The 13,275-nt window shown below is 62.0% G+C and carries 16 protein-coding genes; 11 read left to right on the top strand and 5 right to left on the bottom strand.

The features are described from left to right. Window positions 1-28: 28 nt before the first annotated feature. The 7 genes from Mhypo_RS06535 (at window position 29) to Mhypo_RS06505 (ending at window position 6,567) form a co-directional block, all read left to right on the top strand. Complete coding sequence (locus tag Mhypo_RS06535; RefSeq protein ID WP_119340548.1) at window positions 29-865, top strand: UDP-N-acetylmuramate dehydrogenase; 837 nt, start codon at window positions 29-31, stop codon at window positions 863-865. Between the two features lie 130 nt (window positions 866-995). Continuing rightward, window positions 996-1,625, top strand: coding sequence for a cell division protein FtsQ/DivIB (locus Mhypo_RS06530; RefSeq protein WP_119340501.1), 630 nt, complete (start codon window positions 996-998; stop codon window positions 1,623-1,625). After that, window positions 1,622-2,899, top strand: a complete 1,278-nt coding sequence (ftsA, locus tag Mhypo_RS06525; protein ID WP_119340500.1) for a cell division protein FtsA — start codon at window positions 1,622-1,624, stop codon at window positions 2,897-2,899. The genes Mhypo_RS06530 and ftsA overlap by 4 nt, the downstream gene beginning before the upstream one ends. Window positions 2,900-2,959: 60 nt before the next feature. Further along, complete coding sequence (gene ftsZ, locus Mhypo_RS06520) at window positions 2,960-4,024, top strand: cell division protein FtsZ (protein ID WP_119340499.1); 1,065 nt, start codon at window positions 2,960-2,962, stop codon at window positions 4,022-4,024. 75 nt (window positions 4,025-4,099) lie between these two features. After that, window positions 4,100-4,594: a crossover junction endodeoxyribonuclease RuvC gene (gene ruvC / locus Mhypo_RS06515; protein ID WP_119340498.1), complete on the top strand. Its 495-nt coding sequence runs from the start codon at window positions 4,100-4,102 to the stop codon at window positions 4,592-4,594. 27 nt (window positions 4,595-4,621) lie between these two features. Continuing rightward, window positions 4,622-6,001, top strand: coding sequence for a TetR family transcriptional regulator (locus tag Mhypo_RS06510; RefSeq protein WP_240637148.1), 1,380 nt, complete (start codon window positions 4,622-4,624; stop codon window positions 5,999-6,001). 8 nt (window positions 6,002-6,009) lie between these two features. Then, a complete protein-coding gene (locus tag Mhypo_RS06505) occupies window positions 6,010-6,567 on the top strand; it encodes a hypothetical protein (RefSeq protein ID WP_119340496.1) in 558 nt (185 codons plus the stop codon). Window positions 6,568-6,585: 18 nt separating this feature from the next. Here Mhypo_RS06505 and Mhypo_RS06500 read toward each other — a convergent pair whose 3' ends face one another. After that, a complete protein-coding gene (locus Mhypo_RS06500; RefSeq protein ID WP_119340495.1) occupies window positions 6,586-7,005 on the bottom strand; it encodes a YbaN family protein in 420 nt (139 codons plus the stop codon). 156 nt (window positions 7,006-7,161) lie between these two features. Further along, window positions 7,162-8,148 (bottom strand): iron ABC transporter substrate-binding protein, encoded by a 987-nt coding sequence (locus tag Mhypo_RS06495; protein ID WP_119340494.1) that lies wholly within the window; start codon window positions 8,146-8,148, stop codon window positions 7,162-7,164. Window positions 8,149-8,297: 149 nt separating this feature from the next. Here Mhypo_RS06495 and Mhypo_RS06490 point away from each other — a divergent pair, with 149 nt between their 5' ends. After that, a complete protein-coding gene (locus Mhypo_RS06490; RefSeq protein ID WP_119340493.1) occupies window positions 8,298-8,747 on the top strand; it encodes a hypothetical protein in 450 nt (149 codons plus the stop codon). 15 nt (window positions 8,748-8,762) lie between these two features. Here the strand turns inward: Mhypo_RS06490 and Mhypo_RS06485 are convergent, their stop codons facing one another. Beyond that, a complete protein-coding gene (locus Mhypo_RS06485) occupies window positions 8,763-9,563 on the bottom strand; it encodes a YwiC-like family protein (RefSeq protein ID WP_119340492.1) in 801 nt (266 codons plus the stop codon). Beyond that, entirely contained in the window at window positions 9,560-9,883 is a 324-nt protein-coding gene (locus tag Mhypo_RS06480; RefSeq protein WP_119340491.1) for a cupin domain-containing protein, read from the bottom strand. The genes Mhypo_RS06485 and Mhypo_RS06480 overlap by 4 nt, the downstream gene beginning before the upstream one ends. Window positions 9,884-9,958: 75 nt before the next feature. Between Mhypo_RS06480 and Mhypo_RS06475 the strand changes: the two genes are divergently transcribed. Further along, window positions 9,959-10,399: a hypothetical protein gene (locus tag Mhypo_RS06475; protein WP_119340490.1), complete on the top strand. Its 441-nt coding sequence runs from the start codon at window positions 9,959-9,961 to the stop codon at window positions 10,397-10,399. A gap of 286 nt (window positions 10,400-10,685) precedes the next feature. On the opposite strand, the gene Mhypo_RS06470 is transcribed toward Mhypo_RS06475, so the two are convergent. Beyond that, on the bottom strand, window positions 10,686-12,632 hold the full coding sequence (locus tag Mhypo_RS06470; protein ID WP_119340489.1) for a BTAD domain-containing putative transcriptional regulator: 1,947 nt from the start codon (window positions 12,630-12,632) through the stop codon (window positions 10,686-10,688). Window positions 12,633-12,722: 90 nt separating this feature from the next. Between Mhypo_RS06470 and Mhypo_RS06465 the strand changes: the two genes are divergently transcribed. Together Mhypo_RS06465 and Mhypo_RS06460 are read left to right on the top strand one after the other, a co-directional pair. Further along, window positions 12,723-12,920, top strand: a complete 198-nt coding sequence (locus Mhypo_RS06465) for a hypothetical protein (protein ID WP_119340488.1) — start codon at window positions 12,723-12,725, stop codon at window positions 12,918-12,920. After that, a partial coding sequence (locus Mhypo_RS06460) for a c-type cytochrome (protein WP_147371341.1) occupies window positions 12,917-13,275 on the top strand: 359 nt, incomplete at its 3' end. The genes Mhypo_RS06465 and Mhypo_RS06460, both read left to right, overlap by 4 nt.

Below are 13,275 nucleotides of genomic sequence, written 5' to 3'. Positions count from 1 at the left end.
GGGAAAGCCACAGATGCGAGGTGCTGCTGTGAAAATAGCCCGTCTGCCGCTTGCCAGGCTCACCACCATCGGGGTGGGGGGAGAGGCCGAGGTCTGGACAGTCGAAACCCTGGCCGACCTCAAAGAAGCCACCCAGGCCCCCTACCGGGTGCTGGGCAACGGCTCCAACCTGCTGGTTTCGGACGCCGGGGTACCGGAGCGGGTGATCCGGCTTGCGGGCGAGTTTGCCCTTTGGAACCCCGACCTTACGGGCTGGGTGGGGGCCGGGGCACTGGTGCCCAGTCTGCTACAAGCCTCCGCACGTCTGGGCCTAAGCGGGCTGGAAGGCCTGCACGGCGTGCCAGCCCAGGTAGGGGGAGCGGTCAAAATGAACGCCGGTACCCGTTTCGGCGAGATGGCCGATGCCTTGGAGGAAGTGGAGCTATTCCACGATGGCGGCTTGCATTGCTACCGGCCCTCGGAACTGGGCTTCCGGTATCGGCATTCCGAGTTGCCCGAAGGTAGCCTTGTGACAAGGGTCAAGCTCAAACTGACCCCCTCCAGCGAAGAAGCAGTGCGGGCCAGGATAGCCCTGGTAGATGCAGCCCGCAAAGGCCAGCCCAAAAGGAAAAGTGCGGGTTGCGCCTTCAAGAACCCGCCCGGTGACTCGGCAGGTCGTTTGATCGATGTGAGGGGTCTCAAAGGAACCACTGTGGGTAAAGCCATGATCAGCCTCGAGCACGGCAACTTTCTGGTGAATCTTGGTGGGGCGACCGCCGCCGAGATGTATGCCCTGATCCGCAAGGTTCAAGCCGTGCTGCCGCTGGAGGTGGAGTGGGAGATCTGGGGCGAGATTAAGCCTGCCGAAGCGGAGGTGAGCCGATGAAAATGAGCATAGCACGCTGGTGGGTCAGGAATGCCCGGTACCCTACATCCCCCGCGCTATGCAGCCGCTCAATCAACGGAAGGGTAAGGTTTCCGAGCGTTGCCGGAGCACTCGCAAAAGGGAGGTGGGGATGATCCGAGCGGTTCTGATTGCCCTGCTGCTGGCCTCTTTGGGGGTAGGCTCGTATGTGGCGCTGCCCACCGAGCAGGTCGAAATCGTGGGCAACCAGCATCTATCCCGGGGCGAGATCGAGCAACTGACCGGCCTCGAGCCTGGCCGCCCCTGGCTGTGGGCCTGGCCCTCCAGGCTCGAGCCCCTCAAGCAAAACCCCTGGGTCAAATCCGCTGTGCTCGAGCGCCCCGCGCCGGGCCGGTTGCGCATTGTGCTGGAAGAACGCGCCTCCATCGCCAATCTGGTTCAGGGCCATCAGCGCTATGGCCTGAGCGCCGATGGCGTGCTGTTGCCGGGTGCGCCCACACGGGGTCCGGTGCTCGAGGGCCGGGGCGAACTTCCCATTGCTGACTTGCTTTCTCTGATGCAGACTTTTCCAGATGCCCAGCGCATCCGCTACAGCGTCGCGGGTTATCAGGTCGTAGCGCCAAACCTTAATGTTTGGGCCAGGAACGTCAGAGAGTTGCAAGATTGGGCCAAAGCCCGCAGAATAGGCAAAAGTGACGCAAGCAACCCTCTTGCGCACCCCGGCGCTTCGCCGGAAAGCCGTATCTATGTGTATTCCTGGGGGGTGAGTGCTCGCCGATGATTCTCGTAGGTTTAGATGTAGGAACCACCAAAGTGACTGCAGTCATCGGTGAACTGTCTTCGGATGGCATCCTGGACATCATCGGAGAAGGCACCGTTCCCTCCCATGGCCTTCGGCGCGGGGTGGTGACCAACCTCGAGCGCACCACCGAGTCCATCCGCCAGGCTATCTTCCAGGCCGAGCGGGTGGCCGGGGTCAAGGCCGAGCGGGTCTGGGTGGGCGTGGCCGGGGCCCATGTCCGCAGCGTGACCAGCCACGGCCTGGCGGCCATCCGGCGCGGCCAGCAAATTACCGTAACCGATGTCGAACGGGCCATCGAACAGGCCAAGGCCTACCCCTTCGAGGGCGACTACGAACTCATCCACGCACTGCCCCTGGAGTTCCGCGTGGACGGACAGGAGGGCATCCGCGACCCCATCGGTATGGCCGGGGTGCGCCTGGAGGTCGACGTACATCTCGTCGCGGGCAGCAAGGGCCCTCTCACCAACCTGCGTAAAGCGGTCGAAGATGCTGGCCTCGAGCTGCAGGGCATGGTCCTGCAGGCCTACGCCTCCGGGCTGGCCGTACTCTCGCCCGAGGAACTCTCTATGACCGTGATGCTGGTGGACATCGGCGGGGGAACCACCGATGTGGCGGTGTTCCGCCAGGGGCGGTTGGCCCACTCGGCGGTCATTCCCCTGGGCGGCGACCACGTCTCGCAAGACATCGCCAAGCTACTGCAAATTCCGGTAGAGGAAGCCGAGCGGGTGGCCAAAAAGTATGGCGCCGCCCTGCCCGAGCTGGCCGACCCGGAGCTGGTCTTGGAGGTAAGCCAGGAGGGGGCTGCACAAATCTCCTACCAGGCCCCCGACTTAGCCCGCATCATCCGTCCACGCCTGCGCGAGATCCTGCACCTGGCCCGCCAGAGCGTGGACGAAGCCCTGGGGCCGCTGGAAATTACTGTGGGCAAGGTTATCGTGACCGGCGGTGCTAGCATGGTGCGCGGCCTGGAAGAGCTGGCCCGCAAGCAGTTCAACCTGCCCGTGCGGCTGGGCAAGCCCCTGGGCGTGCAGGGCCTCACCGATGTGGTGGCCTCCCCGACCCATGCCACAGCGGTGGGGCTGGTTCGCCACGCCGCCAACCTGGCCGCCCAGGCGCCCCTACCCCGCGGGCACCGTCCGGGCCGTAGCAAAACCAGCCCGGCCAGCAAACCTGTCCTCAACACCGAAGGAGCAGCCAATGCTGCCAGCGGGCTGTGGGAGCGCATCAAGGGGATGTTCAAGAACTTTTTTTAGCGGTATTTTCGTATCGGCTCGAAGCACTGAAGCAACCAGCAGAGGGTACCAGGAGAGATTATGGGTGACGTACAGATCAAGGTAATCGGACTTGGGGGCGCAGGCAACAACGCAGTCAATCGCATGATTGAATCGGGGCTTACCGGTGTGGAGTTTATTGCCGCCAACACCGATGCCCAGGTTCTGGCGACCAGCCTGGCCGATGTACGCATCCAGTTGGGCGACAAACTGACCCGCGGGCTGGGGGCCGGCGCCAACCCCGAGATCGGCGAGAAAGCAGCTCAGGAAGCCGAAGAGCTGGTAGGCGAATACCTCGAGGGCGCCGACATGGTCTTCATTACCGCCGGGATGGGCGGCGGCACCGGCACCGGAAGTGCTCCGGTGGTGGCGCAAATTGCCAAGAGCCTGGGGGCCCTCACGGTAGGGGTCGTCACCCGCCCCTTTTCGTGGGAGGGCCCCCGTCGCCTGCGGGCCGCCGAGGAAGGCATCAAGCGCCTGCGCGAACAGGTAGATGCCATGGTGGTCATCTCCAACGACCGGCTGCTGGGTGCGCTGGACAAAAAGGTTTCGGCCAAGGACGCCTTTATGATTGCCGACCGGGTGCTCTACCACGGGGTGAAGGGCATCACCGACGTCATCAACCTGCCCGGCCAGATCAACCTCGACTTCGCCGATGTGCGCACCCTGCTCACCGGTGCCGGCCAGGTCTTGATGGGCATAGGGGCGGGCCGGGGTGAAAACAAAGTTCAGGAAGCGGCCCAGTCGGCCATCCAGAGCCCCTTGCTGGACCGCTCGGTAGATGGGGCCCGTAAGCTCCTGGTCAACGTGGTGGGTGATGAGGACATCTCGCTGATGGAAGCCAGCAGCGTGGTGGAGCATATCCGCGAAGCCACCGGCATGGAAGACGTGGACGTGCTGTATGGCCTCACCTACGACAACCGGGCCCAGGACGAGATGCGGGTCATCTTGATTGCAGCAGGATTTAACGAGAGCGCTGTGGTGGCCAAGCCTGGGGGTCGGCCCCTTATGGACTTCCCTACCAGCAACGTGGATGTCGGCAACTTCGACATCCCTGCTTTTATCCGCTACGGTGACGGCGACTACCCCCCCAAACGGGGCAACTGATTTCATGCCAATAGCGGATAGCTAATAGCTTATAAAGCAGTTTCGCTATCAGCTATTTGCCTTCAGCTATGAGCGATGGTTGTCTTAGGCATTGACCCCGGCATCACCAACCTGGGCCTGGGGGTGGTTGAGCAGGTCGGTAAGCAGGCCCGGATGCTCCATGCCGAAGTGGTCAAGACCACCCACGGGGAGCCAGCCCCGGCACGGGTGGGACAGCTCTATCGGGCCGTGTACAAGGCTGCCACCACCTTCCGGCCCCAGGCCATCGCGGTAGAGGAACAGTTTTTCTACCGGCAAAACGAGCTGGCCTACAAGGTGGGCTGGGCCATGGGGGCGGTGTTTCTGGTAGCCGATCAACTCGCCATTCCGGTCTATGGCTACGGGCCGCCCAAAGTCAAACAGGCCCTGGTGGGTCATGGCCAGGCCGACAAGCACCAGGTGGCCTATATGGTACGGGCAATTTTGGGCCTAAAGACCCTCCCCAAGCCCACCCACTTAGCCGATGCGCTGGCCATCGCCCTGACCCATTGTTTTTACCATCCGCTTAGGTCAAATAAACCGCTAAGCTGATGGCTTGGTTTTAAACTGCAGATTGCTATGAGTCGTCTTGTTTGGGTTGTGCTTATCGCAACAGTGGGAGGGCTGGGGTTCTCCCAAGGCGTTCGCAGCCTGGGTATGGCCGGTTTGGTGCTGCCCGGCCCCGGCGCAGCTTACCTGAACCCGGCTTATGCGGCCTTTCCGGGGGGGCTATATGGTGCTGACCAGGGTTTTCAACTACCCATTGGGTTGCTGGGGCTGGTATTGCGGCCCGAAAGCAACCCCCTGCCCGCACTGGGAGGTCTTTCGAACCTGACCAATGAGAACAGCCCCTTCGATGTGCTTAGCTTTTATGACCAGTTCTCACATCCCTACGAGTTTCTCATCAACCCAGCCTCCTCGAGGGCCTTTATCAACCCCAATACGGGCTACCCCGAAATTCAGATCAGCGTAGATGCCACCGGCATCCAGATTACCGACTACCAGGGCAACCCCATCAACCTTGACTTTGGGCTGGGCACGCCCGCAGGGGTGGGCTCTAGCAAGGCCCTTACCCCCGCTCCCCTGTTGCGGATACCCTTTTCCTTAGGGAGCAACCTGTACCTCGACTTCGGCCTGTTCGCGGGGGGCTTTGGCCTGGGCCTTTCGCCCAGCGATAGCCTTCGCCAGGCTTTGCGCAGCGGACAGGTCCAGCCCAGCACCGAGTATGCCCTCAACCTGACCGGAACGGCACAAGCGGGCATCAGTGTGGGATTTGGCTATGCAACCCGGCTGCCCGATGTGCCCATCCCCGACTTCGGCCCGGCCAAGTTGTATGTGGGCACCCGGGGGGAGGCTTTCTACGGGCTGGCCTACCTCGAGGGCAACTTCAGTGCGGGCGTCCAAACCGATGCCCAGGGCCAGTTCGACCCCAACCAGCCACCGGTCTACCGGGGTAGCGTGTTTTACACCATTCCCGGTAATGGCAACGGTTTTGGGGCCCGGGCCGACATCGGCGTGGTCATGGAAGCCCAGGGCACTACGGTTGGGCTGGGCATCCGCAACGCGCTGGGTTTCGCCCGCTGGAGCGGTACGGAGCTGCGCTGGGATGGCACCTCCAGCAACCCCATCTCGGGGCAGGGCGAGCGCAGCAGCTTTGGCTTTGTGCCTGCGTTCTTCCTGAACGCCGCTACCCGAATACCCCTCGAGGTTGGCGCGTTGATGGTCGGAGGCGACCTGGGCTACGAGTCTGGCCTCTATGGCCGGGTGGGCGGCGAGTACAGCCTAGGGCCTGCCCGCTTCCGGGCCGGGCTGGGCCTCGACAACGGCTTCCGCTTTGGGTTGGGAGCCGGGTTTGTAGGGCCAGGGTTCACCGTAGACACGGCCCTGACCACCCACCGTGCACCCATTGTGGGCAACACTGTGTTCGGTATCGCCCTCAGCCTGGGTTTGGGGTTTTGAGGTGAAACATGCCTAGACTTGCTCTTGTTGCTCTAATCTTGCTGCTGGCGGCGTGCAGTGCTGCGACTCGCTATGTCATCAACGTCAATGTCCTCAGCTTTATTCCGCAGAACCAGCGTACCCTGACCATCCCCTCGGGCTCGGGCTCACTCTTGTTTCCAGGGGCCGACCAGGAAGGGCTCCTGGTGCCCCTGCCCATTCAGCTAGATATCCTCGAGCGCGGACAGATTCTGGTAGTCGCCAACCTCACCAACACCGGCGGCTCTACCTTTAGTGGCAGCTACGAATTGCGCCTGGCCCCTGAAAACGACCTCAACGTCAATGACAATGCCGGAGGCGACATCGGACTCGGAGCCGGCAGCTTCAATGTGCCGGTAGGCGGTACCCAGGAAATCTCAATCAACCTGACCCTTAGCGACACCCAGAATAAAAATGCCCTTGACATCATTAAGGGGGGCAGTTTCCGCGTGGCGATCCGGGTCGGAGCGAGCAGCTCAGGGGGCACGCTGGCGCTGAACCAGGGCCGCATCTCAGTTACCGGGCGGCCTTTTGCCGTCATCAAGTGAAGGAAAAACGACCCCAGCTTACTGAGCTTCGCTCACCTGGCGTTGGGCCAGCACAATTTCTTTGGTAGGAATCCGGCTGTGGATGAACCAGAAGCCCACCAGACCCAGCACCAACACCAGCACCTTGACCCAAAAAACTGGGATAAAAAAAATGGCGCTGGTTAGGGCAAAAAAACTCAGCATGCACAGCGCGAAAATCTTGGCCTTGCGGGACATACCCAGCCCGTTGCGGTAATCCTGCACGATGGGCCCCACTTTGGGCAGGCTGAGGATCCAGTTAAGAAACCGCTGACTGCTCCGTGAAAAAAAGTAAGCAGCCAGGATAAAAAACACCGTGGAGGGCATCCCCGGTACCACTGTGCCGACAAAGCCCAGTCCTGCAAAGAAAAACCCCAACGATAACCACAGCGGGCGAAGCGGATTGATGGACGACTTCATAACTTCCCAACAGTATGCCAGAAAAACCCCAGGGATAAATGTACCCAAACCCCTGGCCTGGAAGCCTGTCCGCGCTGGGTGGTTTCCAGGTATACCCCAAAAATTCATCAGCCGACCACAATCGGCTGATGGCTGATGGGCTTATTTCGAAGGGCTTTACAGCAATCCGGCCTCGCGCAGGAGTTTGAGTGCGGTGTCGAGGGGCAGCTTCTCAAAGTCTACCTTGGGGCTTTTAGCCACTGCCTGGTTGAGGGGCAGCAGGTTGGGGGAAAGCACTATGCCCCGGGCTACCGGGTACTCGGCTATTTCGCTGGTGAAGAATTGCTGGCCCTTGGGAGAGAGTAGCCACAGCAAGAAACGATTGGCCGCCGAAAGGTTCTTGTTGGTCTTGAGGATACCGGCCCCGGTTATCAAAGCTAGGCTACCCACATCGCCATCGGCAAAGTAGTAGGTGCCAATTGCCTGGCCGGCCCGCACGAAGCGTTGAATGTAGTAGTGGTTGGTCGAGCCCAGGTCGATCTCACCCGCCCGGATGGCTTCCATCATGGCGGGGTTGGAGGCGTAAGCCTTGGGCTCGAGGGCCTTCATCTCGCTCAACCACTGGCGGGTGCGCGCCTCGCCAAACTGCGCTACCATGGCGGCAATCATGTCCTGGAAGCTGCTGTAGGTGGGCGTCCAGCCAATTCGGCCCTTGTACTGGGTCAGCCTGGGCAAGTCCATAATGCTCTTGGGCAGGTCTTCGGGCTTGACCCGGCTGGGGTTGTAGGCCAGAACCCGCAAACGGATAGTCAGGGGCACCCACTGGCGGCTGGCAGGTACGAAGCTGGTAGGAACCCGCGTAATCGAGTCCCCCAGGCGAATAAAGAGACCCCGCTCGGAAGCCACCCCCAACGCCCCAGCGGTATTGGCCCAGAAAATATCGGCCGGGCTTCGGGTTCCCTCTTCCTGGAGGGCTGCCAGAATCTCGGCATCACGCCCATAACGCACATTGACCTTGATGCCGGTCTCGGCCTCGAACTGTTTGACCAGCGGTTCTACCAGCCCTTGCCCGCGGCCCGTATAGACGGTGAGGCTTTGCTGCTGGGCCTGAGCAAAACCCAACAGGGCTAGAAGAGCAGTCACCAGGACAGGGTATCTATTCACTTTGTTCCTCCTGATTTCTTCTGAAAGCCGTTTTCGGCTCGAGGGGAGTCTATTCGGGCCAGCGTCTAATGTCAAGTATTCCAGTCGGATTTATATAGTTTTGATAATGGGAATCATTCGCATAGGCACTTGCGCGGTAGACTTGAACTGTGAGCAGGTTTTGGACACCGCAGGTTATTCGGGCCATTGGACAAATCCTGGCTGTTTCGTATCCTTTGCTGGCGCTATCGGCGGGAGCCCGCTCGATCTATCAGCTTTTCTTCAAACCGGGCGTTACCGACTACTTCCCCCCTGCCCTCTCGGCAGTAGCGGCAGCAATTTATCTGGTAGCGACGGTGGCTTTCGTGACACGCAAACCCTGGGCCTGGTGGGTTTCGGTGGGGGCCCTCTCGTTCGAGATGACCGGGGTGTTGGTGGTAGGCACCCTGAGTTTGGTGATGCCGGAGGTCATTGGGCGCACGGTCTGGCACGACTTTGGCATTGATTATGGCTTTCTGCCCCTGTTACAGCCCCTGCTGGGCCTGGTCTGGTTGTTCTGGCCCGAAAACCGCAAGCTGTTCTTCGGCCCAAGACCCACGTCTAGTCAGCCCTCTCGCTAGCAGGCAGGTTCACTTTCACCATCCAAGTCGAGTACCCAGTACCGTGGCCCCCACCACCAGGAGCCCCAGGGCCATCTGCGTCCAACCTACCACCTTGGCCGGCACGGGAGGCTTCTGGAAGGTAAATAGTGACAAGGGCAGCAATAGCGCCAAGGCCGCCACGCTCAGCCAGGGCACCAGGCCCACCCAGGCCCCAATCGAAAGGCCCAGCAAGGCCAGCAGCTCGGCCCGGTACACGGCTTGTACATTTGCTATTTCGCCCCGTGCGCGGCGTACTTGGGCCCGCGCATAGTAGATGGAGGCTACCGAACGGGCGGCCAGCACCCCCCAGAGACCATAGGCCAGACCGGCCTCAAAGTCGGCAGCCAGGGCCATACTGCTGGCCATCGCCCCCATCGCCACCGCCCCCGCCAGCTCGGGGAGCAGGTTGCGCCCCTGGTTATGGGCGTCGAACCAGAGCTGCACCCCCACCAGAGGTAACGCCAGAAGCAGGGGCCAGCCGAAGGGCCCCCTGGACGTCCAGAGCGCCAATAAAAGCCCTGCCAGGGCCAGGCTTCCGTACAGTATGGCAAAGTTGCGAGCCAGCGGTGTGCGCGGAAAGCGCTTGCCGCGCCCCAGGTCGGCCAGCCAGAGCTTGAGGGGGTGCCGGGTGAAAAAGGCAGCTAGGGCGAAAACCCCCAGGCCCAGCCCGGCCCAGCTTGGGGCTAACAGCAGGCCCAGCAGAATGGGCTCGAGGGTAAAGCCCCAGCCGCCGTGTTCGTTTGGAAGGGCCACGGTTTTGAGGGGCACCCTGGGGGTGGATGAGAGCGGCATCATACTTTGGGCAACAAAGTTAGCAGCAGCACCAGAGGACTTTCGGCCCGTATGGCGTGTACCAGACCGGCGGGCATGTACACCCAGCACCCCGGTTTGGCTTCCTGTTCATCCTCGCCCAGCTTCAAGCGTCCCTGCCCTGAAAGAATCTGGAGGATGGCCGGACGGGCGGCGGTGTGCTCGGAGAGTTCCTGCCCGGTATCGAAAGCGAAAAGTACGGTCTTGACACCCCCTTCGCTATACAGCGTACGGCTCAGAATGCCCCCGGAGGGCACCTGCGCTTCTTTGTAGAGGTCGGGTATGAAATGGTGGGCGGTCTTCATAAGGCTTCACCCTCGAGTTTTTCAGAACGCCCCGTGACATCTGTCCCGCCGGGCGGGGCTAAGCTCTTCCTGAACATGTCATTCTACGAATACCTGTTTGTGCGCAGCAGCCTGTTTTTTTTGCTGTACACGGTACTCACCGGCACCGCTTTTTACCTCTGGCCCGGCCTGGTGCCCTACCTCAAGACCGCCCACGTCCACGCCGGACTGGTGGGGTTCTTCTTGAACCTGGTGATGGGGGTGGCCTTCTGGATGATGCCCCGGCCCGCGCAGATACGCCAGGAAGGACTGGAAGCCCTGGCTTACTACACCCTGAATGCGGGGTTGCTCTTGCGCCTGGTGGCGGAGCCCTGGGCGCTTTACAGTGGAAACCCAGGCCTGCGGGCATTGCTGGTTCTGTCGGGGGTTTTGCAGGCCGCTGGAGTGGCGGTCTTTGCCTTTGCCATGAGCCAGAGGGTCTTTACCCGAGAGCAGCTCTTGCAGATGGCCGCAGCGCGAAAAAAGAAAAGTGTTTAAAGCGAGGCCACCGGGCCTGTTGCACTTAATTCCAAATCCACAAGAACCCCTTGCCTTCTCCCCTGGCGGGAGAAGGTGGCGACACCCCGACCGTGCTATCTACAAACAGTGACGGGAACGCAATTGACTGCACCTGGGGTGTCGCCGGATGAGGGGGTTTGGGACAACTTTCAAAACTACCTGTACAGGTAAAGTCGGTATAAAGCGTTGCAAGAAAGCCCCTACCAGCCGGAGCCAGGCTGTGCTACACGCGCCCATTGAAACCTGAAAACAACTTGACCGGGGCCTACACCTGGAAAGCCATCTCCCTGGAAATCTCTACTCCATCCCGTTCCATGCGGCTGCGGTACTGTTCAAAAAGGCTTCGGGCCTCGGCTTCCTGGCCGCTTTGCCTAAGGGTTTCCAACAGGCGCAGGTAGGCCTCTTCGCGCCAGGGGTCGAAGGTCAGGATGCGGCGGTAGGCCTCCTGGGCCTCGCGGGGCCGCTGCAGCGAGAGGGCCACCTCGGCCACCCGGAACAAAGCCCCCACCGCACGTTCGCGCAGGTAGCTGCGCTCGAGTTCGGCCCAGTCAGCGTACAGCTCATCGGCCAGGAAGTCGCCTTTATAGAGGGTCAGGGCCTGGCGATACAGCTCGAGGGCCGCCGCCCCCTGATGCCGCTCAGCCTGCTCCAGGAGCGCTTCAAAGCGCTCTACATCCAGAAAATAACGCAGCTGAGGGGCAAAGCGGTAACCCTCACCCTCCCGCAACACCACCTGGGGCTGGCTGGGGTCGGGTTCCAGGGCCTGCCGGAGATCGTGCACCAGCACGTGCAGCCGGCCCTGGGTCTGGGCGGGGTCTTCGTCCGGCCAGAGGTGCTCGCAAAGCTCCTCTCGGGACAGGGTCTGGCCGCGGTAGGCCAGCAGCAGTTTCAGGAGGGTCTGGGCCTGACGGCGGCCAAAGGCCCTGGGCGTCAGGATCTCACCCGCGCGGCGCACCTGAAGCCCGCCCAGGGTGTTTATCTCCAACCAGGGGGCCTCCAGGGTCACCTGCGGTTCGGGCCACAGCAACTCGGCACCCAGGCGCTCGAGCCACTGCACGGCTGCCACAGCCTGACCGGGGGGCTGGGGCAAACGGGTGAAGTGAAACTGTTGCACCCCAACCACCTGGGAGCCCGCCCAGAGGGGCAGGCAGTAACGGGGCCGCCCCTCCTGGATATGAGGGCAGGGCTCCAGGCCCGTCCGAACCCCCTGAACCCGGCCCTGCCAGACCCTGCACAGGACCATGTGGGGACAGGCCGGCATGGGCCTTCCGTGAACCAGGCTCTGCCCGTCCTTGAGCACCAGCCGCACGCCCGAGGCGCCGCTGAGCGCCACCGCCTCACTTAGAAGCACCTCGAGCCCCTCGGCCTCGGCCCGCTGGCGCAGGGCCTGGGCAATGGCCCGCAGGCCATTCTCGCCCAAGCGGGTAAGCACGGTGTACAGCGAGGCCGCCAGCACCGGCCCCAGCAGGTTGAGCGACTGCAACAGGGCCTGGTCATCCACATCGGGGTCGCGGCTGGCCAGATTCAGCACCCCAATCAGGCCCTGGGGGAGCTCGAGGGGATAGCACACATAGGTCTTGTAACCCAGCTTTTTGACCTTCTGGCGCAGATAGCGGGCATCCGAGGCCAGATCGTGGGTCACCAGGGGACGCTGACCCAGGGCCACCAGGCCCGGGTAGCCTTCCCCCCAGGCGAACCACGGTTTTTCCATGAAGGCTTCGCGGTGCACCCCGTCGTAGGCGGTGAGCACCAGGTAGTGGGTCTGGGGATCGGCCAAGAACAACTCGGCAGCCTCCATTCCCAACCCTCGGCGCAAGGCAGCCAGGAAAACCTGCAGGGTCTGGAAGAAACGGCCCGGCTCGGCCGTGAGCTTGCGGGTAGCCCAGGCCAGCGAGGTCAGCAAATCGTCCGCCTGGCATTCTGCATTGGGCTTGAGTTCCACCCGCACGCCGCTATCGGCATAGCCCTGGCACAAAAGCCGCCGGCCATGCCAGCTCAAAGGGGTACTGGCCTGGTAGGCCCCATAGCGAATTTCCCGCTGCACCGGGCAGCGCACGCACAGCGGACGGCCAAAGGCGTCGGTACCCCCAATCACCTCCGCGCAGGGTTTGCGCAGTACCGCCGCTGCAGGCAGACCAAAAAAAGCGGCCGCACCCGCAGTCCAGTGGACAATCCGTCCATCTTCGTCCAGTTGCCAGCTTACCGGATTCATGGTTCTTTTCCCAGGTTAGGGGTTTCGGGTGGTGCAAATGTCCCAAACCCGTAAGCGCTCTGTAAGCATGCCGGCCAAAGCTAGGGGTGTATGGCCCAGGAACCTACCCAGCGCAACCTGCCCCCACCCAAAATGCCGGTCTACCTGGTGCTTTTGTGGCAGGACCAGGCGGGCCGCTGGGAGGGCCGGATCAAGGACGCCAGGACCGGGGTCGAACATCCCTTCTCGGCCATCGAAGAACTTCTGTCTTGGCTGGAAAACCACACAGAACAAAGGAGGCTGGCATGAAACAACTACTGGTGGTCGTGGCCGCCCTGCTCGGTCTGGCGATTGCTGCCGATGGAGCAGTGCTTTACAGCCAGAACTGTGCAGGCTGCCACGGCGCAAACGGACAGGGTATACCGGGGGTCTTTCCACCCCTATCGGGCAACCCCCGGATACAGGACGAGGCCTACGTGGTCAAGGCGATTCGCCAGGGCATCAGCGGCCCGCTGGAAGTAGGCGGCCAGACCTACAACGGGGTGATGCCCGCCATGCCCCAAATTTCCGAATCAGACGCCCGGGCGATTGCCGCGTATACCAGGGGACTCGGTGGAACCCCAGCGGCGGCCCCCGAGCCCACCCCCATCCAGTGGACGCCCCA

This window comes from Meiothermus hypogaeus (assembly GCF_003574035.1).
In the GTDB taxonomy this organism is placed as follows: domain Bacteria; phylum Deinococcota; class Deinococci; order Deinococcales; family Thermaceae; genus Meiothermus; species Meiothermus hypogaeus.
The sequence above is the reverse complement of the archived record's forward strand: the minus strand, read 5'-3'. Positions and strand labels throughout refer to the sequence as shown.

Coding starts and splice junctions, on each gene's coding strand:
- Mhypo_RS06465 (WP_119340488.1), top strand. CDS start 12,723: ATGGCCCAGGAACCTACCCAGCGCAACCTGCCCCCACCCAAAATGCCG.
- Mhypo_RS06510 (WP_240637148.1), top strand. CDS start 4,622: ATGAGTCGTCTTGTTTGGGTTGTGCTTATCGCAACAGTGGGAGGGCTG.
- Mhypo_RS06505 (WP_119340496.1), top strand. CDS start 6,010: ATGCCTAGACTTGCTCTTGTTGCTCTAATCTTGCTGCTGGCGGCGTGC.
- Mhypo_RS06530 (WP_119340501.1), top strand. CDS start 996: ATGATCCGAGCGGTTCTGATTGCCCTGCTGCTGGCCTCTTTGGGGGTA.
- ftsZ (WP_119340499.1), top strand. CDS start 2,960: ATGGGTGACGTACAGATCAAGGTAATCGGACTTGGGGGCGCAGGCAAC.
- Mhypo_RS06480 (WP_119340491.1), bottom strand. CDS start 9,883: ATGAAGACCGCCCACCATTTCATACCCGACCTCTACAAAGAAGCGCAG.
- ruvC (WP_119340498.1), top strand. CDS start 4,100: ATGGTTGTCTTAGGCATTGACCCCGGCATCACCAACCTGGGCCTGGGG.
- Mhypo_RS06470 (WP_119340489.1), bottom strand. CDS start 12,632: ATGAATCCGGTAAGCTGGCAACTGGACGAAGATGGACGGATTGTCCAC.
- Mhypo_RS06485 (WP_119340492.1), bottom strand. CDS start 9,563: ATGATGCCGCTCTCATCCACCCCCAGGGTGCCCCTCAAAACCGTGGCC.
- ftsA (WP_119340500.1), top strand. CDS start 1,622: ATGATTCTCGTAGGTTTAGATGTAGGAACCACCAAAGTGACTGCAGTC.
- Mhypo_RS06500 (WP_119340495.1), bottom strand. CDS start 7,005: ATGAAGTCGTCCATCAATCCGCTTCGCCCGCTGTGGTTATCGTTGGGG.
- Mhypo_RS06475 (WP_119340490.1), top strand. CDS start 9,959: ATGTCATTCTACGAATACCTGTTTGTGCGCAGCAGCCTGTTTTTTTTG.